Origin of the sequence: Hansschlegelia sp. KR7-227 (genome assembly GCF_049446035.1) — a bacterium.
Classification (GTDB): domain Bacteria; phylum Pseudomonadota; class Alphaproteobacteria; order Rhizobiales; family Methylopilaceae; genus Methylopila.
Map to the genome: position 1 here is coordinate 337,062 of NZ_JBMSEA010000002.1, position 21,788 is coordinate 358,849.

The window sequence follows — 21,788 nt, forward strand, 5'->3', positions numbered from 1 at the left end:
CGCCATTGGACGAGCCCGGCGGGAGATCGAAACGCCGACCATGAGCCGGCTGTTTGCCGCCTACTGACTTGCTTTCGCCGCGCTCGCCGGCCGAACAGGGACGTAGGACGGTCGGGCCGACGCGATCGGCCTGACCGTCTGGCCGTCAGCGGAACTTGTTGGTGACGAAATCGCTGATCAGGTGGGCGACGCATTCGCGCTGGGCGAACGTTCGCTGCTTCGTCAGCGCCTGCATCAGATAATGGAGCCGCAGCGCCTCCGGCAGGCGATGATATTTGAAGGACGCCATCATCGCCGGTGGAATGGGCTTGGTGTTGACGTAGAGCACGCTGTTTCGCCACGTGTCGCCCGCACGCTCGAAATACTCGGCGAAGTGCTCCATGACGATGACCGTATAGGGCAACTCTTGGAAGATGTAGTCCTGCATGACGAGAACGGTCTTACCCGGCATCATGCTGGGAAAGAAATCGTTGATCACCTTGTCGGCGAGCTCAGGGCTCTTCAGGACGTCGACGAACAATATCTCGATGTCGCCACCCCGCCAGGTCTTCTCGCATAAATCCCCGACGTTGATTTCGACATATTTTTCGTAGTTCTTGATGTTCTCGCGGTAGACCGAAAGAAAATTGTTGTCTTTTCCGATTTCAAAGGTGGTGTTCTTCCGTACCCAGTTAGCCTCGTAGTGTCCAATAAAACGATCGTAGGCGTGAATACGTTTCAATAAATTGTCGGCCGGAACCTTCTTGTTGAGTTCCAACCCCGACGCTAGCGAAATCGTAGAAGATCCCAGGAACACGCCGAGTTCAACGATCTCCCCCTTGCCGTCGTACAGTTCGCTGGTCAGCCACGCCAGCATGATGCGCTCGAACCAGGTGAGCATGCCCTTTGCGTCGTGCGCGGGCTTGGGCGCGTTGAAGGTTAGATTGCTCCATGGCGCCGAATTCAGAAAACGAGCAAGATCGCTGCCGTCGGTCATCTGTCCCCCGCAAATCTGATGCGCAAGTCTGTCTATCACGCGCGCCGTTCACGGCAAATCGCGCGCGGAAGACCCGCGGGGCGCGCGCGACGCCGCCCAACCTCAGGCGGCCGACGCGACCTCGTCGCATTCGCCGAACGCCGCCTGCACCGTCGCGGCCCGCTCCAGGAAGGCGTGGGCGTCCTCGCGGCGCTCGAACACGTGCGGGGCGAGGCCGCGCTTCTTCAGCGCCTCCTGCATCTTGACGCGCAGGAAGGCGTTGGTGGCGTAGCGCGTCGTGGTCTCGTAGTGATGCTCCACCAGATATTCGATCATCTCGGCATAGTCGTCGTATAGCGCCTCGGAGATCTTGAACCCGTCGTGATTGACCACGGAGTTCACTCTGCGGCCGGCCTTTCGGCAGGCTGCGACCAGGGCTTCGCGCAGGTTTTCGATGTCGGCCTTGCAGCGCGCCTGCCAGCCCTCGAGGTTCAGGAACAGGATGTTCCGCGCCGCGTCGTAGCTGATGCGCTCCGCCAGACCGAGGTTCAGCAGGTCGGCGATCAGGTTCATCGGCTCTTCGCCAAAGATGCGCGGATCCATCAGCGCCGGCGCGTTGATGATTGGCCGGAACTCCATATGCGCGACGATGTCGCGCTCGACGTCGACGCCCGGCGCGACCTCGATCAGCTCCAGCCCCTCTGCGGTGAGTTGGAAGACGCATCGTTCGGTGACGTAGATCACCGGCTGCCTGCGTCGTTGCGCGTAGGGGCCGCTGAAGGTGTTCTGCTCGACGCGCTTGATGAATTTCCGCGAGCGGCCTTCCGTCACGATCTTCAGCTTGCCGCCCTCGACCGCGACCTCGAGGCCGCCGACGGTGAAGGTGCCGGCGAACACCACGCTGCGGGCGTTCTGGCTGATGTTGATGAAGCCGCCGCAGCCGTTGAGCTTGCCGCCGAAGCTCGAGGTGTTGACGTTGCCCTCCTCGTCGCACTCGGCCATGCCGAGGCAGGTCATGTCGAGGCCGCCGCCGTCGTAGAAGTCGAACATCTGGTTCTGGTCGATGACGCAGTCGGCGTTGGTCGCCGCGCCGAAGCTCGACCCGCTCGCGAGCACCCCGCCGACCGCCCCGGCCTCGGTGGTCAGCGTGATGTAAGGCGTGATCTTCTCCTCGTTCGCGACCGAGGAGATGCCCTCCGGCGCGCCGACGCCAAGATTGACCACGCCGTTCGGCGGAAGCTCGAAGGCGGCCCGGCGCGCGATGATCTTGCGGGCGTCGAGCTTCATGCGCGCGATGCCGGTGACGGGCACGCGGATCTGGCCGGCGAGCGCTGCGGAATGCTGCACGCCATAGTTCATCCGGTGATGCTCGGCGTCGGCCACCACCACGCAGTCGACCAGGATGCCCGGCACCCGCACGTCCTTCGGCAACAGGAAGCCGTCGTCGACGATCCTCTCCACCTGGGCGATCACCACGCCGCCATTGTTGCGCGCCGCCATCGCCTGCGCGAGGCAGTCGAGGGTCAGCGCCTCCTTCTCCATGGTGATGTTGCCGGAAGGGTCGGCCGAGGTGCCGCGGATGAAGGCGACGTCGATCTTGGTCGCGGTGTAGAACAGCCACTCCTCGCCATCGACCTCGACGACCTTGACGATCTCCTCCTGGGTAAGCTCGTTCACCCTGGCGCCGCCGTGGCGCGGGTCGACATAGGTGTGCAGCCCCACCTTGGAGAACAGGCCGGGCTGGCCGGCGGCGCAAGCCCGATAGAGTTGGGAGATGACGCCCTGCGGCAGGTTGTAGCCGCGGATCCTGTTGTCCTTCGCGGCCTGCGCGACCTTCGGCATCCGGCCGAAATTGGCGGCGATCACGCGGCTCAGCAGGCCTTCATGGTGCAGGCGCCCGGTGCCGAGGCCCTTCGAATCGCCGGCGCCCGCCGTCATGATCAGCGTGAGCCCCTTGGGCGCGGCGGTCTCGACAAAGCGCTTCTCGAGCGCGGCGTGCAGGGCTTCGGGAATGCAGCTTTGGACGAAGCCGGTGGTCGTGACGACGTCGCCGTCATTGATCAGCGCGATGGCCTCGTCAGCCGTGATGACCTTGTTCTTCTTCACGCCGTACGCTCCCTGCCGCCGCCCGCCGTCTCCTCCGCGCGTCGGCATGCCACGCTGGCATGAGGGATCGGCGGCCAAGGTTTGGCTCGGGAACCGTAGAAAGCACCCGGAAGGCGCGCAATGCAGCGATTGTCGTAATCCGGTCGGCGCAAGACGCGACCCCGCGGCGACGCAAAAAAAGCCCGGCCGTCGGGGGACGGCCGGGCCTGAGAGCGTTTCTGAATCGGGACCGAGACGGTCCCTCGCCGATCAGCGGACGCCGATGCCGATCGAGACGCCCGGCCGGACGTAGGGGCGCGAGTAGCCGTAGCGGCGATCGCGGTGGTAGACGCGACGCTCGACGTAACGCGGACGATCGCAGGTGCGGCTGGTCGTGACGCGCTTCACGCCGCGGTTCCACACGGTCTTCTTCACGGTGCGGCACGCCACGTCGGTGGCGACGACCGGGGCGAGGATCGTTCCGTGGGTCGCGATCGGAGCGGCGCTCGCAGGCGCGAACGCGAAGGCGCCGAGAGCGGCGGCGAGGCTGGTCGAAAGAATCAGGCCCTTCATGTCATTCTCCTCGTGTGTTCCTTCGGGCGGACCTTGTCTGTCCTGCTCCGTCTGTGTCCCGATCATTCCTAACGTCCTGTGAACTCAGGGTGAGCCCGGCGTTCACGCGACGTTCATGGCGCTGGCCCGGTTCGAGCCTTTGTTCTGATCATTGGCACGGGGTAATTAGCGCGCCCCTGCGCGGCGTCGACCGGCCATCGGAGCTGTCTATGCGCCGAAATTCGACAGGGTGCGGAAGGAGCGCGACATGAGCGAGACCGGGCCGGCGTCCGCCGTGAACTGGGGCGCGCTTTCAGCGCCCGATCTTGCAGAGATCGAGCGTCTCGCCGACGACGCCTTCGCCCGTCTGCCGGCGTCCTTCCGGGCGCTCGCCGCCGGCGTGGTGCTGCGGGTCGACGACTTCCCGACCGACGACGTGCTGACCGCGCTCGAAGCTCAGAGCGAGTTCGACCTCCTCGGTCTCTTCACCGGCCTAGGGCTGGCGCAGGGCGAGGCGGAAGCGCGGACGGGACAGGCCCCCAACATGGTGCATCTCTATCGCCGCCCGATCCTCGACTACTGGGCCGAGCACGACGAGACTCTGGGCGCGATCGTCACCCATGTGCTGGTCCATGAGATCGGCCACCATCTCGGCCTGTCGGACGACGACATGGAGGCGATCGAGGCGGCGGCGGACGCCGCCGAGGCTTGATCGGGGGCGCCGACGAGGCCACTTTATCGTGAGACGTGCCGTTTCCCGCGAAGGACGATCCGATCGATGGCGACCGACAGCGACTACGCCGCAGACGAGGCCCGGGTGAAGCGGGACTTCTGGCCGAAGATCAAACGTGTCGCTCGCAGCATTCCCTTCGCCGAGGACGCGGTCGCGGCCTATTACTGCGCGCTCGACCGCGAGACCCCGATGCATGTCCGCGCGGCGCTGATCGGCGCGCTCGCCTATTTCGTGCTGCCGTTTGACGCGATGCCGGACTTCATGCCGCTGATGGGCTTCGCCGACGACGCCAGCATTCTGGCCGCCGCGCTCGCTGCGGTGCGCGTTCACATGAAGGACCGTCACCGGGACGCCGCGCGCCGCACGCTCGCGGACGAGGAGTTCGACGCCGCAGGGTGAGCGAGCGGCGCTGTCGGTCTCTGGGTCCATGCGACTCTGCTGAACGCCCGCGCCGGCGAAGGCCCCCGGTCGGACGGGCTCAACCCTCGCCCGCGCGGCCTTTCGCTCCGGCGGAGCAGCGCTTCCGACGATCGGCCCATTGCGGCGCCGCACACGTGAGCTAAAGACTGTCGGCGGGCGCCCTTGCGCCGCCAGTCTACCCCGCGAGGCGTCAGCGAACATGGCCGATAAACCCTGGTTGTTCCGGACCTATGCGGGCCACTCGACCCCCGCGGACTCCAACAGGCTGTACAAGGCGAACCTCGCCAACGGCCAGACCGGCCTGTCGGTCGCCTTCGACCTGCCCACGCAGACGGGCTACGATCCCGATCACATCCTGTCGCGCGGCGAGGTCGGCAAGGTCGGCGTGCCGGTCTCCCACCTTGGCGACATGCGGGCGCTCTTCGACGAGATCCCGCTCGCGAAGATGAACACCTCGATGACGATCAACGCGACGGCCGCCTGGCTGCTCGCGCTGTACGCCGCGCTCGCCGAAGAGCAGGGCGCCGATCGCGCGGCGCTGACCGGCACGACGCAGAACGACATCATCAAGGAATATCTGTCGCGCGGGACCTATGTGTTCCCGCCCGCGCCGTCGCTTCGGCTGATCCGCGACGTCATCACCTTCACGACGAAGGAGATGCCCAAGTGGAACCCGATGAACGTCTGCTCCTACCATCTGCAGGAGGCCGGGGCGACGCCGGTGCAGGAGCTCGCTTACGCGCTGGCCACCGCGATCGCCGTGCTCGACGAGGTCCAGGCCGCCGGCCTCGACGATGAGACCTTCGCGACGACGGTCGGACGCATCTCCTTCTTCGTGAACGCCGGCATGAAGCTGGTCACGGAGATCGCCAAGATGCGCGCCTTCGTTGATCTCTGGGACGAAATCACGCGCGACCGCTACGGCGTGCAAGACCCGAAGAACCGCCGCTTCCGCTACGGCGTCCAGGTCAACTCGCTCGGATTGACCGAGCCGCAGCCCGAGAACAACGTCTACCGCATCCTGATCCAGACCCTCGCCGTCACGCTCTCGAGGGACGCCCGCGCGCGCGCCGTGCAGTTACCGGCATGGAACGAGGCGCTCGGGCTGCCGCGGCCGTGGGACCAGCAGTGGTCGCTGCGCGCCCAGCAGATCCTCGCCTATGAGACCGACATCCTCGAATACGCCGACATCTTCAACGGCTCGGTCGTGATGGCGGAGAAGGTCGAGGAGTTGAAGCAGGAGGCGCGCGCGGAGCTCGCCCGCATCGACGACATGGGCGGAGCGATCCCGGCGGTGCAAGCCGGCTACATGAAGGGGCGGCTGGTCGAATCCAACGCCCGGCGGCTCGCCGCGATCGAATCCGGGGAACTGATCGTCGTCGGCGTCAACAGGTATCAAAAGGGCGAGCCCTCGCCGCTGTCGACCGGCGCCGGCTCCATTCAGGTCGTGCCCGAGCATGTCGGCGAGGACGCGATCGAGCGTCTCAAGGCGTGGCGCGAGCAGCGCGACCAGAAGGCCGTCGACAAGGCGCTCGCCGAACTGGCCTCCGCCGCGAAGGAGGACCGCAACGTCATGGAGCCGTCGATCGCGGCCGCCAAGGCGGGTGTCACGACCGGCGAATGGGGCGCGACGTTGCGCGAGATCTTCGGCGAATACCGCGCGCCCACCGGCGTCGGCCGCGCCGCGCGCGAGGCGACCGACGGCGGCGAGATCGCCAAGGTGCGCAAGGCGGTGGAGGCCGCCTCGAACGCGCTCGGCCGACGCCTCAAGCTGCTGGTCGGCAAGCCCGGCCTCGACGGCCACTCGAACGGCGCCGAGCAGATCGCCGTCCGGGCCCGCGACTGCGGGTTCGAGGTGGTCTATGAGGGCATCCGCCTGACGCCCGCCGAAATCGTCAACACCGCGCTCGAAGAGGGCGTCCACGTCGTTGGGCTGTCCATCCTGTCGGGCTCGCATATCCCGCTGGTGCGCGACGTGCTGGAGCGGATGCGCAAGGAAGGGCTCGACGACGTGCCCGTCATCGTCGGCGGCATCATACCGCCGGAAGACGAGCGCGAACTGAAGGCGATGGGTGCGACCGCGGTCTACACGCCGAAGAACTTCGACCTGACCGCAATCATGGCCGACATCGTGAAGATCGCCGAGGGCGCGGGCGAAAAGGCCGCCTGAGCGGGGCGCATCACGCCCAGCGGCGCTCGTGCTCGCCGATCGCGCTCCACAGCGCCGCGACCGAGATCGGCTTCGTCACGACGGCGTCGGCGCCCGCCTCGCGAAAGGCGCGGATCTCGTCGTTGAAGGCGCGGGCGGTGACGCCGACGACGCGGACCGCCCGCTTCGGGCCGTCAAGCGCCCGGATCTGCCGCGTCGCCGACAACCCGTCGAGAACCGGCATCACCGCGTCCATCAGGACGACGTCGTACTCCCCCGCCGCGACCGCCGCGACCGCCGCCTCGCCGTTCTCGACCATGTCGTACGCCATTCCGAAATGCTCGAGCAGCGTGACCATGACGCGCCGGTTGATCTCGTTGTCCTCGGCGACGAGCACGCGCGCCCCGCTGGTCGCCGGGCCCGGCCGGTCGACGGCCGGGAAGGACGCGACCACCGCGAACTCGGCGCCGCCGGACGGACGATTCGACGCCTCGAGGCGCCCGCCCATCGCCTTGGCGGCTTCGGCGACGACGGTCAGCCCCAGCCCCGCCGCGCCCGACGGGCCCATCCCCTGGACATAGGGTTCGAACAGCCGCTCGGGAGCGTCTCCGACGCCCGGCCCCGTATCGCGCAGGGCGATGCGGAGCGTGACGGCGTCGGCCGCGCCGCCGACCCGCTCGATGGCGAGCTCCACCGATCCGCGCGCGGTAGCCCGCAGCGCGTTGTCGGCGAGGTTGTCGACGATCTGGCGCAGCGCGCCTTCGTCGGCGACGACTCGGTCGGGCACGCCCGGTCCCCGGGTCGCGCGAAAGATCAGGCCCTTCGCCATGGCCCGGGCCGCGATCGGCGGCCCGACCCGGGTCAGCAGATCATCGATCGCGAGCGCGTCCGGACGGCGGACAGGCTCGCCGCCGAGCAGCGTGGTCGCGATCTCGAGCAGATGCTCCGCCGCGCTCTTCAGTGCGCTCGCATGGCCGCGAGCCGCCTCGGTCAGGTCTTCCGCCAGCAGGAGGTCGGCGAGCGCGAGCACGCCGCCGAGCGGCGTACGGATTTCATGGGCCGCGACCGCGATCCGGTGCGTCGGGTCTGACGCGGACGCGTCGTCGACAAGGCTCGCGCTCGCGCTCATGTCGGCATGGCTCCAGGGCTTTTGGCATGGGGATCGTTAAGGCGACACTGGACTCCGGGGTTTTAAGGATGGGCTAAACCAATCGCGCAATACATCCCGATCTCCCGCCCATCCCCAGCCTGCGGCCGCCCTGGGCGGGGGCGTTGACCCCCATCGATCAAGAGCTTAACGGCAGCCCGAGGCCTCCTCCGCGCCCCTTGTCCCCCGCCGGCTGATCTCCGCCATGGACCTCGTCGCCGTCATCCTGCCGACCTTCGGGCTGATCGGCCTCGGCTATCTCGCCGGGCGGCTGAAGCTGCTGGGCGACCGCGCGGGCGACGGGCTGTCGGACTATGTGTTCCTGATCGCCGTGCCCAGCCTGATCTTCCGGACGCTCTCGACTGGATCGAGCCCAGCGGAGAACCCGTGGGGCTACTGGACCGCCTATTTCGGAGGGGCGGCCGTGGTCTGGGGCGTCGCGATGCTTCTTGCGGTCAAGTCGTTCGGGCGCAGCCGGCAGGAGGCCGCGATCCATGGCTTCTCCTCGGCCCAGTCGAACACCGTGCTGGTGGGCGTGCCGCTGATCCTGAAGGTCTATGGCGACGCCGGCGCGGTTCCCCTGTTCCTGCTGCTCGCGATCCACCTGCCGATCATGATGTCGGCCGCCGCGCTTCTCATCGAAAGCGCCGACGCCGAAGGCGCGCCGCTCGCCATCGCGCGCCGGCTTGCGACGACGCTGGTCACGCATCCGATCATCCTGTCGCTCGCAGCCGGCGTGCTGGCGAAAAGCTTCGACTATGCGCCGTCCGGAGGGGTCAAATCGGTGGTCGACCAGCTCGCGGCCACCGCCGGCCCTTGCGCGCTGATCGCGATGGGCCTGGCGCTGAAGAAGTTCGGCTTCGGCAACGACCTGAAGGCCGTGGCGGGAATCGTGACGCTGAAGCTCATCGTGCATCCCTTTCTGGTCTGGGTTCTCGCCTTCCACCTTCTCGACGTGCCGCCGGTGTGGGCTGGGGTCGCGCTGCTGTTCGCGGCGATGCCCTGCGGCGTCAACGGCTACCTCATCGCCTCCCGCTACAAGGTGGGCGAGGCGACCTCCTCGACCGCCGTCGCGGTGTCGACCGCGCTGTCGGTCGTCACGGTCTCGATCTGGCTCGTGGTGCTCGGCGTGGCCTGACCACGTTCCTCGCGGGGCTTGTCGATTAGGTCCCGCGGGGCTTGGCGCGGCTCGTCGGCTGCGCGGCGGCGGGGTCCTCCGGCCAGACATGCCGCGGGTACCGCCCGCGCATCTCGGCGCGGACCTCTTTCCACGAGCCGCGCCAGAAGCCTGGAAGGTCGCGCGTCACCTGGATCGGACGGTGGGCAGGCGACAGCAGCCGCAGCGTCAGCGGCGCGCGGCCGCCGGCGATCGTCGGGTGGCGGTCGAGCCCGAACAGCTCCTGCACCCGCACGTCGAGCGCCGGCCCCTCCTCGCCCTCATAGTCGATCGGCAGATGCGAGCCGGACGGAGCAGCGAAATGGCTGGGCGCCTCCGCGTCGAGCCGCCGGCGGAGCGTGTAGGGAAGCAGAGCGTCGAGCGCCGCCGACAAGACGCCCTCGTCGATCTCGCGCAGCGACGTCGCCGAGCCGAGGAAGGGCGCGAGCCACTCCGCCGCGCTCGTCCGCAGCGCCTCGTCCGACAGGTCGGGAAAGCCCGCCTCGGGCTCCGCGCGGCGCAAAAACGCGGCGCGCGCCATCAGGCTTTTCGCCGCCCGGCTCCAGGGCAGCCGATCGAGGCCGAGCGCCGCCACGCCCTCCGCCAGCGCCCGCGCCGTCTCTACGCCGGGCGCGACCGCGAGCGGGCGCTCGGCGAGCGTGATCGCGCCAAGCCTTCGCCGCGCGCGACGCCTCACTGCGGCCGCGCCGGCGTCGAAGGCGACGTCGTCTCTCTCGTCAACCCGGTCGCCCGCGGCCTCGATCGCCTCCGCCTCGTCGAGGGCCGCCGCGAGCAGGATGCGGCCCTCCTGCGCGACGCCGGTGACGTCGAGCACCGCGAGATAGGACGCGCGCGACAGCGGCTCCGCGGGATCGAGCGCCGCCCCGCGGCCGTTCGCGAGCAGGAAGGCGCCGGGCTTTCCCCCGCGCGCCTTCGCGATGCGGTCCGGAAAGGCGCGCGCGACCACCAGGCCGGCGCGGGACGCGTCGATCGGTCCGCCTGCCGGCGCGCCCGCCGCGACGCGCCAGCTCTCCGCCAACCGGCGCGCGTCCTCGGCCCGGGGCCCGCGCTCCCGGCCGAAGCGCTCGAGCCGTGCGCCGAGGTCGACGCTATCGCCGCCGAGCCCGCGCTCGACCGCAAGCAGCGCGACCTGCGCGGCGAGCGCCCCCTCCCCTTCCGCGGCGTCGAGCAGCATCCCGGCGAGCCGGGGCGGCAGGGCGATGGAGCGCAGCGTCCGGCCCCGCGCTGTGATGCGTCCGTCCGCGTCGAGCCCGCCGATCGCTACGAGCGTCGCGCGCGCCTCCGCGAGCGCCGCCGCCGGCGGCGGATCGAGAAAGGCGAGCGTCGCGGGATCGGTCACCCCCCAGGCCGCAAGATCGAGCAGGAAGCCGCCGAGGTCGCTGGCGAGGATCTCCGGCCGCGCGAAGGGTTCGAGGCTCGCTGTCGCGGCTTCCTCCCACAGCCGGTAGCAGACGCCGGGGGCGGTGCGCCCGGCCCGACCGCGGCGCTGGTCCACCGCGGCGCGCGAGGCTCTGACCGTCTCGAGCCTCGTCAGGCCGAGCGCGGGCTCGTGGCGCGGCTCGCGGGCGAGGCCGCAATCGATGACCACCCGCACCCCTTCCAGCGTGAGCGAGGTCTCGGCGATCGAGGTCGCCAGAACGACCTTGCGGCGTCCCGGCCCGGCGGGCGCGACCGCGCGGTCCTGCGCCCGCGGGTCGAGACCGCCGTGGAGCTCCACGAGGTCGACATCCGGGCCGAGGCCGGCGAGCCGCTCGGAGGTGCGGCGGATTTCGGCGCGGCCGGGCAGGAACACGAGCACGCCGCCCTCCTCTTCGGCCAGCGCACGACGCACGACGGACGCCACGGCGTCCTCAACCCGGGTTCGGGCGTCCCGCGGCGCATGGCGCGTCTCCACGGGGAAGGAGCGGCCAGCGCTTTCGACGACCTCGCAGCCGCCGAGCAGCCCCGCCACACGCGCGCCGTCGAGCGTCGCGGACATGACGAGGAGCCGCAGGTCCTCGCGCAGACCCGTCTGGGCGTCGCGGGCGAGGGCCAGTCCGAGGTCGGCGTCGAGCGAGCGCTCGTGAAACTCGTCGAACAGCACGGCGGCGACGTCGGCGAGCTCGGGATCGTCGACGATCATCCGGGCGAAGACGCCCTCGGTCACGACCTCGATCCGGGTCCTCGGACCCACCTTTGAGCCGAGCCGGACGCGCAGGCCGACCGTTTCGCCGACGCGTTCGCCCAGCGTCTCGGCCATGCGCGCCGCGGCCGCGCGCGCCGCGAGCCGCCGGGGCTCCAGAACGAGGATCTTCCGATCCCCGCGCCACGGCGCGTCGAGCAGCGCGAGCGGCGCGCGCGTGGTCTTACCGGCGCCCGGCGGCGCGACGAGAACCGCGGCGTTCCGCGCGTCGAGCGCGGACAGGAGACGTGGGAGAGCCTCGTCGATCGGCAGGCGCGGGCCGGCGCTCAGCCGCTCAGCGAAGGGTTTCGGCGTCATGACCCCCCATCACGGTTGCCGGAGGTGGGGCCGCTCCGCTAGACAGGCTGAAATTCGAGACAAGAGAGCGTCCATGCGCATCGAAGCTATCGCGATCGGCAACAACCCTCCGAGCGACGTCAACGTGATCATCGAGGTGCCCATCGGGGGCGAACCGATCAAGTACGAGATGGACAAGGAGGCGGGCACGCTGGTCGTCGACCGCTTCCTCTACACCTCGATGCGCTATCCCGGGAATTACGGCTTCGTGCCGCACACGCTGTCCGACGACGGCGATCCGATCGACGTTCTGGTGGCGAACACCCGCGCGATCGTCCCAGGCGGCGTCATCAACTGCCGCCCCGTCGGCGTCTTCAAGATGGAGGACGAGAAGGGGCTGGACGAGAAGATCATCGCGGTCCCCTCGCCCAAGCTGACGCGGCGCTATGAGAACGTGACGAACTACACGGATCTGCCCGAGATCACGCTCAGCCAGATCGCGCATTTCTTCGAGCACTACAAGGACCTTGAAGGCGAGAAGTGGGTGAAGCCGCTCGGCTGGGGCGACGCCGAAGAGGCGCAGCGCATGATCGTCGAAGCGATCGAGCGCGCCAAGGCGGGCAAGAAGCTCTGAGCTGGCGCGCCGCTCGCGCCTGCCGTCAGCGTCGCTCAAACGTCAGATAGGTCCCGACCCGGCCTTCGCGGATCGCCTTGGCCTCGTAGCGCGTGCCGGGCCAGCCTTCCCAAGGCGCGCGCCAGGCGACCGGGCGCTCCGCGGTCCATTCGAAATCCGGCGACCGGGCGACATGGGCCAGCGTCCAGGCGACGTAGCTGTCGATATCGGAAGCGAAGCGAAACAGCGCCCCCGGCCGCAGCACGCGGGCGAGGCGCGCGAGGTTCTCTTCCGAGACGAAGCGCCGCTTCCAGTGACGCGTCTTCGGCCATGGATCCGGGTACAGCAGGTCGACGCCGGCGAGCGATCCGCTCGGCAGCCTGTCCAGCAGGCGCGTGGCGTCGTCGTCGTAGAGCCGAACGTTCTCAATCCCCAGCCGCACGACCCCGGCGACGCCCTTCGCCATGCCGTCGATGAACGGTTCGACGCCGATGAAGCCCACATTGGGCGCCTCCTGCGCCCGATGCAGCAGATGCTCGGCGCCGCCGAAGCCGATCTCCAGCCTGACCTCGCGGACCTCCGCTCCGAACAGCGTCGCGAGCTCGTCCGGCAACGCGTCAGGGTCGAGGTTCAACCCCGGCAATGCATCCGCGACCGTGGCGGCCCGGCCGGCGCGCAGCGTCTTGCCGCGCCGGCGTCCGAAAAAGGAGCCTCCGCGGCGCGGATCGTCGGGACGCTCGGTCATTGCGGTTCGTGTCGGGAAGGGAGTGGGCGAGGCGCGCCGACGCCGTCATGCGTCATGGAGTGAAGCCTCAAACGACGATGCCCGGCGACAGGCCGGGCATCGGGCAGTCCAGACTGATCTGGACCGATCAGAACGCGGACTTCAGCGCGTCGACGAGATCGGTCGCTTCCCAGGAGAAGCCGCCGTCGGCGTCGACGTCGCGGCCGAAATGGCCGTAAGCCGCGGTGCGCGCGTAAATCGGGCGGTTGAGGTTCAGCTTGGTGCGGATGCCGCGGGGCGACAAGCTCATGACCTGGCCCAGAACGCTCTCGAGCTTCGCCTCGTCGACGCGGCCCGTGCCGTGCAGGTCGACGTAGATCGACAGCGGCTCGGAGACGCCGATCGCATAGGACAGCTGGATGGTGGCGCGGTCGGCGAGATCGGCTGCGATCACGTTCTTCGCAAGGTAGCGCGCCGCATAGGCCGCGGAGCGATCCACCTTGGTCGGGTCCTTGCCGGAGAACGCGCCGCCGCCATGCGGAGCCGCGCCGCCATAGGTGTCGACGATGATCTTGCGGCCAGTCAGGCCGCAGTCGCCGTCGGGTCCGCCGATCACGAAGGAGCCGGTCGGGTTCACGTGCCAGACGGTCTCGTCCGAGATCCAGCCCTCGGGCAGCGTCTCGCGGATGTAGGGCTCGACGATCTCGCGGATGTCCTTCGAGGTCTGCGTCTCGTCGGTGTGCTGGGTGGACAGCACGATCGAGGTGACGCCGACCGGCTTGCCGCCGGCGTAGCGCACCGTCACCTGGCTCTTGGCGTCGGGGGCGAGCGTCGGTGCTTCGCCGGAATGGCGCACTTCGGCGAGCCGCTGAAGGATCTTGTGGGCGTAATAGATCGGCGCCGGCATCAGCGACGGGGTCTCGCGGCAGGCGTAGCCGAACATGATGCCCTGGTCGCCTGCGCCTTCGTCCTTGTTGCCGGACGCGTCCACGCCCTGCGCGATGTGGGCGGACTGGGCGTGCAAGTAAACGGCGACATCGGCCTTCTGCCAATGGAAGCCGTCCTGCTCGTAGCCGATGTCCTTGATCGCGGCGCGCGCCGCTTCCACGATCTGATCGGTCGTGATGCTGTCAGGGCCGCGGACCTCGCCGGCGATGACCACGCGGTTCGTGGTGCACAGCGTCTCGCAGGCCACGCGCGCCTCAGGCAGCGCGCCGAGATAGATGTCGACGACCTCGTCGGAGATCCGGTCGCTGACTTTGTCGGGGTGCCCCTCCGACACGGACTCGCTCGTGAACAGGTAATCAGCGCGGGCCAATGGCGTCTCCCCGACCGTTTGAACGGTAAAACGTTCGATCTTCCGAACGGAACGTTTGCTTCGCAGATGCCGCGCCGGCGGTCAAGACCGACCCGGCGCCCTGCTGGGGACCGTGCGGGCGAGCCGCCAGCGCCGAGCCGGAGGTCGCTGGCTCACGCCTTGGGGGCGGCGTCCGCGAGAGCCGAGACGAGCTCGACGATCTTTCGACGCACCTTGCCGTCGGCGATCCGTACGAAAGACTTGTTGAGCTGAAGGCCTTCCGCGGTGGTCAGAAAGTCGACCACGAAATCCGAACCATGAGACTCGGCGAAACCGGACAATTTGGCCTCGGTTCCCGGGGCGTCGTCAAAGAAGTACGAAACCGGGACGCCCATGACAGTGGCGATCTGCTGCATCCGGCTGGCCCCGATGCGATTGGTGCCCTTTTCGTATTTCTGGATCTGCTGAAAGGTGATGCCGAGGGCCTCTCCCAGCTTTTCCTGACTCATGCCGATCAAGACGCGCCGCATTCTCACCCGGCTGCCGACGTGCTTGTCGACCGGGTTGGGCGTCTTCTTAATCATCGAAGTTCTCCTAGCAACCAATCGTGCGGCGTCGCCCCCGCCGTACAACTCCTGTTTCAACCTGCACGAACGACTGCGAGCCCTATCGTCGATAGCGGCTCCCAGCGGCGGTAAATGGTCATCGGAGCCAACGCTTGTCAAACAGCCTCACGCCGTCGCCGCCACGCGAAAACCCCGAAGGCGAGCGGAAAAAGCGGGTAAAGCAGACCATGGGTCGCAACGTATAAGGTCGGCTCAATCGCAAGCGGCAGCTTGGCGTCCACCACGCCGCGAACGCCCAGGTCCAGCGACGCGACATTTCGTCCGTAGGCGTCGATCACGAAGGAGACGCCGCCATTCGCCGAGCGCACCATCGGGAGGCCCTGCTCGATCGATCGCACGCGCGCCTGCGCGGCGTGCTGATACGGTCCGGGCGTGCGACCGAACCATGCGTCGTTCGTCACGTTCAGAATGAAATCGGGCCGCTCATCGGCCGCGACCTCCTCGGGGAAGATCGCCTCGTAGCAGATCAACGGCCGAAAGCGGCGTCCGCCGGGCAGCGTGATCAGCGCGCGCCGGCTCCCCGCGGCGAAGCCGCCGCGCTGACGCGTCACGGCCTCAAATCCGAGCGCGTCCATCGTCGCCTGGAAGGGCAGGTACTCGCCGAAAGGGACGAGGTGGATCTTGTCGTAAGTGGCAAGAATCGAGCCGTCGTCGCCGATCATGTGGACGGCGTTCCAGAACGTCGCCGCGTCCTCCTCGCGCTTGCGCTCCGCGCGCACGGCGCCGGTCACCAGCACGGACCCGGCCGGCAGATTGTCGCCGATCCGGGAGAGCGCCTCCGGCGAGCGCGACAGCAGGAAGGGGAAGGCCGATTCCGGCCAGACGACCAGCTTGGCGTCCGCGAAGCCGCGCCGGTCGGGGCCGCGCGCCTCGTCGGTCAGGGCGATATAGGCGTCCAGGATCGCGCCGCCCTGCGCGTCCTGCGACTTCATATCCTGCGGAATTTCCGGCTGAATCGCCCGCACGGCGAGCGTCTCGTCGAAGCGCGGCTCGGCGAGCGACAGCCGGATCGCGCCGAAGACGGCGAGCCCCGCGAGCGCGGCGCCGGCGAGCGCCAGGAAGCGCCCCGCGGGACGCGGGTCGGCGAGGACGGCCGGAGCGGAAAAGATCGCCAGGGCCACGAAGGTCAGCCCTTCGACTCCGACGACCGATGCGAACTGCCCGAGCCAGGCCTGGTCGGCCAGCGCGTAGCCGAAGGAGTTCCAGGGGAAGCCGGTGAAGACATGGCCGCGCGCAAGTTCGCCGAGGCCGAGCGCCGCCGCGAACACCAGCACGCGGCGCCAGCCGGGCCTCCACAACGCGCATGCGAGCGCGAAGGCGGCCGCGGTGGTGGTCGCAAGCAGCGCCGGCAGACCCGTCACCGCGAACGGCAGCAGCCAGCCGAACACGTCCGCGTCGACCAGAAAGGCGGATCCGATCCACCACAGCCCCGCCAGGAAGTAGCCGAAGCCGAAGCACCAGCCGACGCCCGCCGCGATCAGCGCGGTACGCGTCCGCGTCGCGCCGGCGGCGCCGTCGATGAGCCACACCGCGACGGGAAGAGTGAGGGCCAGGATCGGCCACAGGGAAAACGGCGGCATGGCGAGCGCGGAGAGCGCGCCGGCGACGAAGGCGAGCGCCGCGCGCCGCCAGCCATGGGTCAGCGTCGCCCAGGAGGCGACGGCGGAGACGATCTCAAGACGTCGAGTCATGGGGCTCCGGAGCGCCGGCCTTCGGAAGGCGAGGACGTCAGGCCGCGTCGGCGGCGTTTCCGGGCCTATCCGATTCGGGGACGTCGCGCTTGGACGCGCCACCGATCCGCACCTCGATGACGCGGCGCGGGTCGGCTTCGCGCACCTCGAGCCGGTGACCGCCAGGCCCGTCGATCACGTCGCCCTGCGAGGGCACGCGTCCGGCGAGCGTGACAAGAAGGCCGCCGATCGTGTCGACCTCGTCGAGAAAAGCGTCGACGTCGAAGCTCGGCCCGACGGCCTCGGCGACCTCGTCGAGCGGCGCTCGGGCGTCCGCGATGAAACCGCCCTCTCCGTCCGGCCGGATGCTCGCGGACGCCTCCTCGTCGTGCTCGTCCTCGATGTCGCCGACGATGATCTCGACCAGATCCTCGATCGTCACGAGACCGTCGACCCCGCCATATTCGTCGACGACGAGCGCGAGATGGACATGCATCGACTGCATCCGGGCGAGCAGGTTCGCGGCGGGCATGGAGGGCGGCGCGTAGATCACCGGGCGCACGAGGTCGACGTCGGCGATGCGGGCGCCGAGGTCGACCGACGACGGCTCGAAGGCGCCGCTCTCGCCCTCGGCGCGCCGCGCGAACAGGGCCAGCGCGTCCTTGACGTGGATCATGCCCGTCGGCTCGTCGAGCGAGCCGTGATGCACGGGCAGCCGCGAATGCCCGCCGTCGGCGAAGGTGTAGAGCAACTGGCCGAGCGTCACGTCCTCCGAGACCGCGACGATGTCGGCGCGGTGGACCATGACGTCGTCGACGCGGGTTTCCCGAAGAGCCAGCACGTTGCGGAGAAGGGCGCGCTCCTGGGCGTCGACGGAGAGGTCGTCCGTGCTGCCGTCAAGCGCCTCGGCGATGTCCTCGCGCGCAGTCGGATGGGCTCCGAGGCCGACGAAGGTCCGCAGCCGTTCGATCCAGTTGTCGCGCGATCCGTCCGCGTCGCTCGAACTGGCCTGCGGGAGATGACGGTGGTCGGTCGAGGACATGGTTCAGGAGGCCAATTCTGTCGCGTCGAGGTCGGCGTAAGGGTCGGCGATCCCAAGCCGGGCGAGCGCCCTGATCTCGATCGTCTCCATGGCCTCGGCGCTTTCGTCGTCGAGGTGATCGTAGCCGAAGAGGTGCAGCACGCCATGCACCACGAGATGGGACAGGTGGTCGGAGAGGGACTTTTCCTCCGCCGCGGCCTCCCGCTCGACGGTCTCAAAGGCGAGGATGACGTCGCCGAGCATCTCGGCGTTCGCCGTCTCATCCGGCTCGACCGCGGGGAAGGTGAGCACGTTGGTGGGCTTGTCCTTCGCCCGCCATTCCGCGTTGAGCGCGGTCACCCGCGCGTCGTCGGCGAGGGTGACCGCAAGCTCGGCTCCGTCGCGGCAGACGAGCCGGGCTTCCGCGAAGGCGGCGTCGACGGCCGAGGCGACGATCGCCTCGGCGTCGGGAACGGCGTTCCACAGGTCGCTGTCGCGCACGGTCTCGAGCGCGACGGGACTAGATCGATCCGGGCTCACACTTTCGGACTTTCATGCGCGTCTTCGTAAGCGCGGACGATCCGGGCGACGAGTTCGTGCCGCACCACGTCGGCCGACGTGAAGCGCGTTACGCCGATACCTTCTACGCCTTCCAGCAGGCCGACCGCCTCGGCGAGGCCTGAAACCTGGCCCGGCGGAAGATCGATCTGCGTGGGATCGCCGGTGATGATCATCCGGCTGTTCTCGCCGAGACGGGTCAGGAACATCTTCATCTGCATCGACGACGTGTTCTGGGCCTCGTCGAGCAGCACGACGGCGTTCGCCAGAGTGCGGCCGCGCATGAAGGCGAGCGGCGCGATCTCGATCATGCCGGAGGTCATGCCGCGTTCGACCTGCTGCGGCGGCATCACGTCGTAGAGCGCGTCGTAGAGCGGGCGGAGATAGGGATCGACCTTTTCCTTCAGATCGCCCGGCAGGAAGCCGAGACGCTCGCCGGCCTCGACGGCCGGACGCGACAGGATAATGCGGTCCGCCTCGCCCCGCTCGATCAGGGCCGCGGCCCAGGCGACGGCGATGTAGGTCTTGCCGGTGCCGGCCGGGCCGGTCGCGAACACCAGTTCGTGCTTCGCAAGCGCCCGCATATAGGCGTCCTGGGCCGCGGTGCGGGCCACGATCGTCTTCTTGCGGGTCGAGATCTGCGCGAAGCCGGTCTGAGGTCCGGCGCCCTCGGCGGGAAACAGTTCGCGCTGCGAGAGCGTCATGCGGATAGCGCCGTCGACGTCGCCGAGCGCGACTGGCTCGCCGCGCTTCACGCGTTCGTAGAGGCTCTCGAGCACCTTGCGAGCCTGCTGGCAGGCCTCCGCCGGTCCGCGGATCGCGACGTGATTGCCGCGGACCGTCGCCTCGACGCCCAGCCGGCGCTCGAGAAAGGCCAGGTTCTGGTCGTGGCCCCCGAACAGGCTGGAGGCGTGGCGGTTGTCGTCGAAGGCGATCGTCACCTCCGCCGGCGCCGACGCCTCGACCGGTCGGGCGGCCCCGACCCGGCGCGGCGCCGCCGCGCCGCGCAGCGGGTCGAACCCGCGCACGTTGGATTCCGCGCTCAAGCGGTCGCCTCCACGAGCACTCTGGGACGCTCGCGCGCGTCGCCCGCAGGCGCGGCGAACAGGCTGTTCGGTCCGACGTCGGTGACCACCGCCTCGACGACGTCTCCGACCGAGCCGGAGGACGCCGGAAGCTGCACCGGCTGAAGATAGGGGGAGCGCCCGGCGACTTGTCCGGGATGGCGGCCCGGCCGGTCGAGCAGCACGTCGATGCGCCGGCCGACCAATGAGCGGGCGAATTCGGTCTGCTGCTCGGCGATGAGCGCCTGGAGGCGATGAAGCCGTTCCGATTTCACGCCATCGTCGACCTGGTCGTCGCGCTCCGCGGCCGGCGTGCCGGGCCGGGGGCTGTATTTGAAGGTGAAGGCGCTGGCGTAGGCGGCCGCGCGCGCGATCGCGAGCGTCGCCTCGAAATCCGATTCGGTCTCGCCGGGGAAGCCGACGATGAAGTCTCCGGACAGCGCGAGGTCGGGCCGCGCCTCCCGGACGCGGTCGACGAGGCGGAGATAGTCGTCGGCCGTGTGCTTGCGGTTCATCGCCTTCAGGATCCGGTCCGAGCCGGACTGAACGGGCAGGTGCAGATAGGGCATGAGCGCGGCGAGATCGCGATGGGCTGCGATCAGGTCGTCGTCCATGTCGCGCGGGTGGCTCGTGGTGTAGCGCAGCCGCGCCACGCCCTCGATCTCCGCGAGCCGATACAGCAGACGCGCGAGCGACCAAGGCCGTCCGTCGGGACCCTCGCCGTGATAGGCGTCGACGTTCTGGCCGAGCAGCGTGATCTCGCGCACGCCGGCCGCGGCGAGCCGTTCGGCCTCCGCCACCACCTGGGCGACCGGCCGGGAGGCCTCCGCGCCGCGCGTGTAGGGCACGACGCAGAAGGTGCAGAACTTGTCGCAGCCTTCCTGAACCGTCAGGAACGCGGTGACGCCGCGCCCCCGGATCGCCTTCGGCGCAGGCGCGGCGAGACGTTCGAACTTCTCCTCGACCGCGAAATCGGTGTCCACGGGTCGCGCGCCGGCCTTCGCCTGGCGCAGAAGCTCCGGCAGGCGCTGGATGCTCTGGGGGCCGACCACGAGATCGACGACCGAGGCGCGCTTGAGGATTTCCGCGCCCTCGGCCTGCGCCACGCAGCCCGCGACCGCGACCAGCGGGGCGCGGCCCGTCTCGGCCTTCATCTTCCGGATGCGGCCAAGCTCGGAATAGACCTTTTCCGCCGCCTTCTCCCTGATGTGGCAGGTGTTCAGCACGATGACGTCGGCGTCTTCGGCGCTCTCCGCCGCGACGTAACCTTCGGGGGCCAAGGCGTCAGCCATGCGCTCCGCGTCGTAGACGTTCATCTGACAGCCGTAGGACTTGACGAACAGTTTGGGATTTCGGGCTGTCATTCGAAACTGTCTAAGGACTCCGCAGGGGCGACGGCGCGCGAGCCCGTCAGATAAAGCCTTAACGCGAATCCGCCCGTGAGAGAATAGCGCCGCAGCATCATGAAACCTGAATGACCCTCCGTCTCACCGACCGTCACGCCGCCGATCTGCGCCTCGCCGCCAAGGTCGCGGTCGCGGCCGGGTCCGCCTTCGTGCTGGCGACGCTGCTCAACCTGCCGCAGGGCTACTGGAGCGTGATCTCCGCGCTGATCGTGGTCCAGGGCAGCGTCGGCGGAACGCTCGCCGCCGCCCAGGAGCGCGCGGTCGGGACGCTGGTCGGCGCGGCCGTCGGAGGGGTGGCGGCCTTTCTGCACCCGCATTCGCTGGTCACGACGTCGGTCACCCTGACGGTCGTCGTCGCGGCCCTCGCCTTCGCCGCCGCCGGGCGGCCGATGCTGAAGCTCGCGCCTGTCACGGCCGCGATCCTGCTGGTCGCGACCGCGAACCAGCCGGACCAGCTGGCGGTCGCGGTCGAGCGGGTGCTGGAGGTGACGCTCGGCTGCGTGGTCGGCGTGGTCGTCACGCTCGCCGTCTTCCCCAACCGGCTCGACCGGGACATCGCGCGTGAGGCGCGCCTCATCGTCGCCGATCTTGCGAGGCTGCTGCGCGGCGCGCCCGACCGCCGGCGCGATCCGGACTCCGCGCATCTCCTTCTGGGACAGCAGGACGCAATCCGGCGCAAGCTCGCCGTTTTTGAGAAATCGGTCGCCGACGCCCGTCGCGCGCCCGGCGGCCGAGCGACCGCGGAGGCGCGTTCGGCGCTCGCCCGCACGCTGTGGCGGGTGCGCAACGACTCGGTCGCCGTGGAGCGGGCGCTCGCGGCCGCTCCCGACGCCGCGCGCAGGATCGTCGGACCGTCCGCCGCCGATCTCCTTCTGACCGCCGCCGACCTTCTCGACGCGCTCGCAGCGGGCGACGATCCGGGGCCGGCGCGGGAGCAGCTCGCGCTGAAGCGGGCGGCGCTGGACGACGCCGTCGCCCACATCCGCGACGGCGAGAGCGCCGTCGGCATCGATGTTGGGGACGCGGTGCCGACGCTCGGCCTCGTCTTCGCGCTCAGGAACCTTTCGGGCAATCTCAGCGACCTCGCGGATCGCCTCGGCGAGGCGCGGGACGTCGCCTCGGGCGATTGACCG

The 21,788-nt window shown here is 69.1% G+C and carries 19 protein-coding genes; 6 read left to right on the forward strand and 13 right to left on the reverse strand.

The features are described 5' to 3' along the window. Positions 1–145 precede the first annotated feature (145 nt). The 3 genes from ACO2RJ_RS16995 to ACO2RJ_RS17005 form a co-directional block, all read right to left on the reverse strand. On the reverse strand, positions 146–976 hold the full coding sequence (locus tag ACO2RJ_RS16995) for a class I SAM-dependent methyltransferase (protein ID WP_423269308.1): 831 nt from the start codon (positions 974–976) through the stop codon (positions 146–148). A gap of 102 nt (positions 977–1,078) precedes the next feature. Then, positions 1,079–3,061: an acyl CoA:acetate/3-ketoacid CoA transferase gene (locus ACO2RJ_RS17000; RefSeq protein WP_423269309.1), complete on the reverse strand. Its 1,983-nt coding sequence runs from the start codon at positions 3,059–3,061 to the stop codon at positions 1,079–1,081. A gap of 249 nt (positions 3,062–3,310) precedes the next feature. Continuing rightward, positions 3,311–3,613 (reverse strand): hypothetical protein, encoded by a 303-nt coding sequence (locus tag ACO2RJ_RS17005; RefSeq protein ID WP_423269310.1) that lies wholly within the window; start codon positions 3,611–3,613, stop codon positions 3,311–3,313. A 247-nt stretch (positions 3,614–3,860) separates the two neighbouring features. Between ACO2RJ_RS17005 and ACO2RJ_RS17010 the strand changes: the two genes are divergently transcribed. The 3 genes from ACO2RJ_RS17010 (at position 3,861) to ACO2RJ_RS17020 (ending at position 6,915) form a co-directional block, all read left to right on the forward strand. Continuing rightward, positions 3,861–4,304, forward strand: coding sequence for a metallopeptidase family protein (locus tag ACO2RJ_RS17010; protein WP_423269311.1), 444 nt, complete (start codon positions 3,861–3,863; stop codon positions 4,302–4,304). A 66-nt stretch (positions 4,305–4,370) separates the two neighbouring features. Then, a complete protein-coding gene (locus tag ACO2RJ_RS17015) occupies positions 4,371–4,724 on the forward strand; it encodes a YkvA family protein (RefSeq protein WP_423269312.1) in 354 nt (117 codons plus the stop codon). Between the two features lie 139 nt (positions 4,725–4,863). Beyond that, positions 4,864–6,915 (forward strand): methylmalonyl-CoA mutase family protein, encoded by a 2,052-nt coding sequence (locus tag ACO2RJ_RS17020; protein WP_423269313.1) that lies wholly within the window; start codon positions 4,864–4,866, stop codon positions 6,913–6,915. A 10-nt stretch (positions 6,916–6,925) separates the two neighbouring features. On the opposite strand, the gene ACO2RJ_RS17025 is transcribed toward ACO2RJ_RS17020, so the two are convergent. Then, a complete protein-coding gene (locus tag ACO2RJ_RS17025) occupies positions 6,926–8,023 on the reverse strand; it encodes a response regulator (RefSeq protein WP_423269314.1) in 1,098 nt (365 codons plus the stop codon). A gap of 223 nt (positions 8,024–8,246) precedes the next feature. Between ACO2RJ_RS17025 and ACO2RJ_RS17030 the strand changes: the two genes are divergently transcribed. After that, positions 8,247–9,179, forward strand: coding sequence for an AEC family transporter (locus tag ACO2RJ_RS17030; RefSeq protein ID WP_423269315.1), 933 nt, complete (start codon positions 8,247–8,249; stop codon positions 9,177–9,179). Positions 9,180–9,204: 25 nt separating this feature from the next. On the opposite strand, the gene hrpB is transcribed toward ACO2RJ_RS17030, so the two are convergent. Next, a complete protein-coding gene (hrpB, locus tag ACO2RJ_RS17035) occupies positions 9,205–11,697 on the reverse strand; it encodes an ATP-dependent helicase HrpB (protein ID WP_423269316.1) in 2,493 nt (830 codons plus the stop codon). 73 nt (positions 11,698–11,770) lie between these two features. On the opposite strand from hrpB, the gene ppa reads away from it, so the two are divergent. Next, positions 11,771–12,310, forward strand: a complete 540-nt coding sequence (ppa, locus tag ACO2RJ_RS17040; protein WP_423269317.1) for an inorganic diphosphatase — start codon at positions 11,771–11,773, stop codon at positions 12,308–12,310. 25 nt (positions 12,311–12,335) lie between these two features. On the opposite strand, the gene trmB is transcribed toward ppa, so the two are convergent. The 8 genes from trmB to miaB form a co-directional block, all read right to left on the reverse strand. Further along, a complete protein-coding gene (trmB, locus tag ACO2RJ_RS17045) occupies positions 12,336–13,034 on the reverse strand; it encodes a tRNA (guanine(46)-N(7))-methyltransferase TrmB (protein WP_423269318.1) in 699 nt (232 codons plus the stop codon). Positions 13,035–13,161: 127 nt separating this feature from the next. After that, a complete protein-coding gene (gene metK, locus ACO2RJ_RS17050; protein WP_423269319.1) occupies positions 13,162–14,331 on the reverse strand; it encodes a methionine adenosyltransferase in 1,170 nt (389 codons plus the stop codon). 152 nt (positions 14,332–14,483) lie between these two features. After that, positions 14,484–14,894 carry a helix-turn-helix domain-containing protein gene (locus tag ACO2RJ_RS17055; protein WP_423269320.1) on the reverse strand — a complete coding sequence of 137 codons (411 nt, stop codon included), beginning with the start codon at positions 14,892–14,894 and terminating at the stop codon, positions 14,484–14,486. 137 nt (positions 14,895–15,031) lie between these two features. Continuing rightward, positions 15,032–16,627, reverse strand: coding sequence for an apolipoprotein N-acyltransferase (gene lnt / locus ACO2RJ_RS17060; protein WP_423269321.1), 1,596 nt, complete (start codon positions 16,625–16,627; stop codon positions 15,032–15,034). Positions 16,628–16,664: 37 nt separating this feature from the next. Then, complete coding sequence (locus ACO2RJ_RS17065) at positions 16,665–17,648, reverse strand: hemolysin family protein (RefSeq protein ID WP_423269322.1); 984 nt, start codon at positions 17,646–17,648, stop codon at positions 16,665–16,667. 3 nt (positions 17,649–17,651) lie between these two features. Continuing rightward, positions 17,652–18,167: an rRNA maturation RNase YbeY gene (ybeY, locus tag ACO2RJ_RS17070; protein WP_423269323.1), complete on the reverse strand. Its 516-nt coding sequence runs from the start codon at positions 18,165–18,167 to the stop codon at positions 17,652–17,654. Next, positions 18,164–19,231 carry a PhoH family protein gene (locus tag ACO2RJ_RS17075; protein ID WP_423269324.1) on the reverse strand — a complete coding sequence of 356 codons (1,068 nt, stop codon included), beginning with the start codon at positions 19,229–19,231 and terminating at the stop codon, positions 18,164–18,166. Before ACO2RJ_RS17075 ends, ybeY begins: the two co-directional genes overlap by 4 nt. Further along, positions 19,228–20,613 (reverse strand): tRNA (N6-isopentenyl adenosine(37)-C2)-methylthiotransferase MiaB, encoded by a 1,386-nt coding sequence (gene miaB / locus ACO2RJ_RS17080; RefSeq protein WP_423269325.1) that lies wholly within the window; start codon positions 20,611–20,613, stop codon positions 19,228–19,230. The genes ACO2RJ_RS17075 and miaB overlap by 4 nt, the downstream gene beginning before the upstream one ends. A 110-nt stretch (positions 20,614–20,723) precedes the next feature. Between miaB and ACO2RJ_RS17085 the strand changes: the two genes are divergently transcribed. Further along, positions 20,724–21,785: an FUSC family protein gene (locus tag ACO2RJ_RS17085; protein WP_423269326.1), complete on the forward strand. Its 1,062-nt coding sequence runs from the start codon at positions 20,724–20,726 to the stop codon at positions 21,783–21,785. Positions 21,786–21,788 lie beyond the last annotated feature (3 nt).

Coding starts and splice junctions, on each gene's coding strand:
- ACO2RJ_RS17015 (WP_423269312.1), top strand. CDS start 4,371: ATGGCGACCGACAGCGACTACGCCGCAGACGAGGCCCGGGTGAAGCGG.
- ACO2RJ_RS17005 (WP_423269310.1), bottom strand. CDS start 3,613: ATGAAGGGCCTGATTCTTTCGACCAGCCTCGCCGCCGCTCTCGGCGCC.
- ACO2RJ_RS17010 (WP_423269311.1), top strand. CDS start 3,861: ATGAGCGAGACCGGGCCGGCGTCCGCCGTGAACTGGGGCGCGCTTTCA.
- ACO2RJ_RS16995 (WP_423269308.1), bottom strand. CDS start 976: ATGACCGACGGCAGCGATCTTGCTCGTTTTCTGAATTCGGCGCCATGG.
- lnt (WP_423269321.1), bottom strand. CDS start 16,627: ATGACTCGACGTCTTGAGATCGTCTCCGCCGTCGCCTCCTGGGCGACG.
- hrpB (WP_423269316.1), bottom strand. CDS start 11,697: ATGACGCCGAAACCCTTCGCTGAGCGGCTGAGCGCCGGCCCGCGCCTG.
- ACO2RJ_RS17065 (WP_423269322.1), bottom strand. CDS start 17,648: ATGTCCTCGACCGACCACCGTCATCTCCCGCAGGCCAGTTCGAGCGAC.
- trmB (WP_423269318.1), bottom strand. CDS start 13,034: ATGACCGAGCGTCCCGACGATCCGCGCCGCGGAGGCTCCTTTTTCGGA.
- ACO2RJ_RS17030 (WP_423269315.1), top strand. CDS start 8,247: ATGGACCTCGTCGCCGTCATCCTGCCGACCTTCGGGCTGATCGGCCTC.
- ACO2RJ_RS17085 (WP_423269326.1), top strand. CDS start 20,724: ATGACCCTCCGTCTCACCGACCGTCACGCCGCCGATCTGCGCCTCGCC.
- miaB (WP_423269325.1), bottom strand. CDS start 20,613: ATGACAGCCCGAAATCCCAAACTGTTCGTCAAGTCCTACGGCTGTCAG.
- ACO2RJ_RS17055 (WP_423269320.1), bottom strand. CDS start 14,894: ATGATTAAGAAGACGCCCAACCCGGTCGACAAGCACGTCGGCAGCCGG.
- ppa (WP_423269317.1), top strand. CDS start 11,771: ATGCGCATCGAAGCTATCGCGATCGGCAACAACCCTCCGAGCGACGTC.
- ACO2RJ_RS17025 (WP_423269314.1), bottom strand. CDS start 8,023: ATGAGCGCGAGCGCGAGCCTTGTCGACGACGCGTCCGCGTCAGACCCG.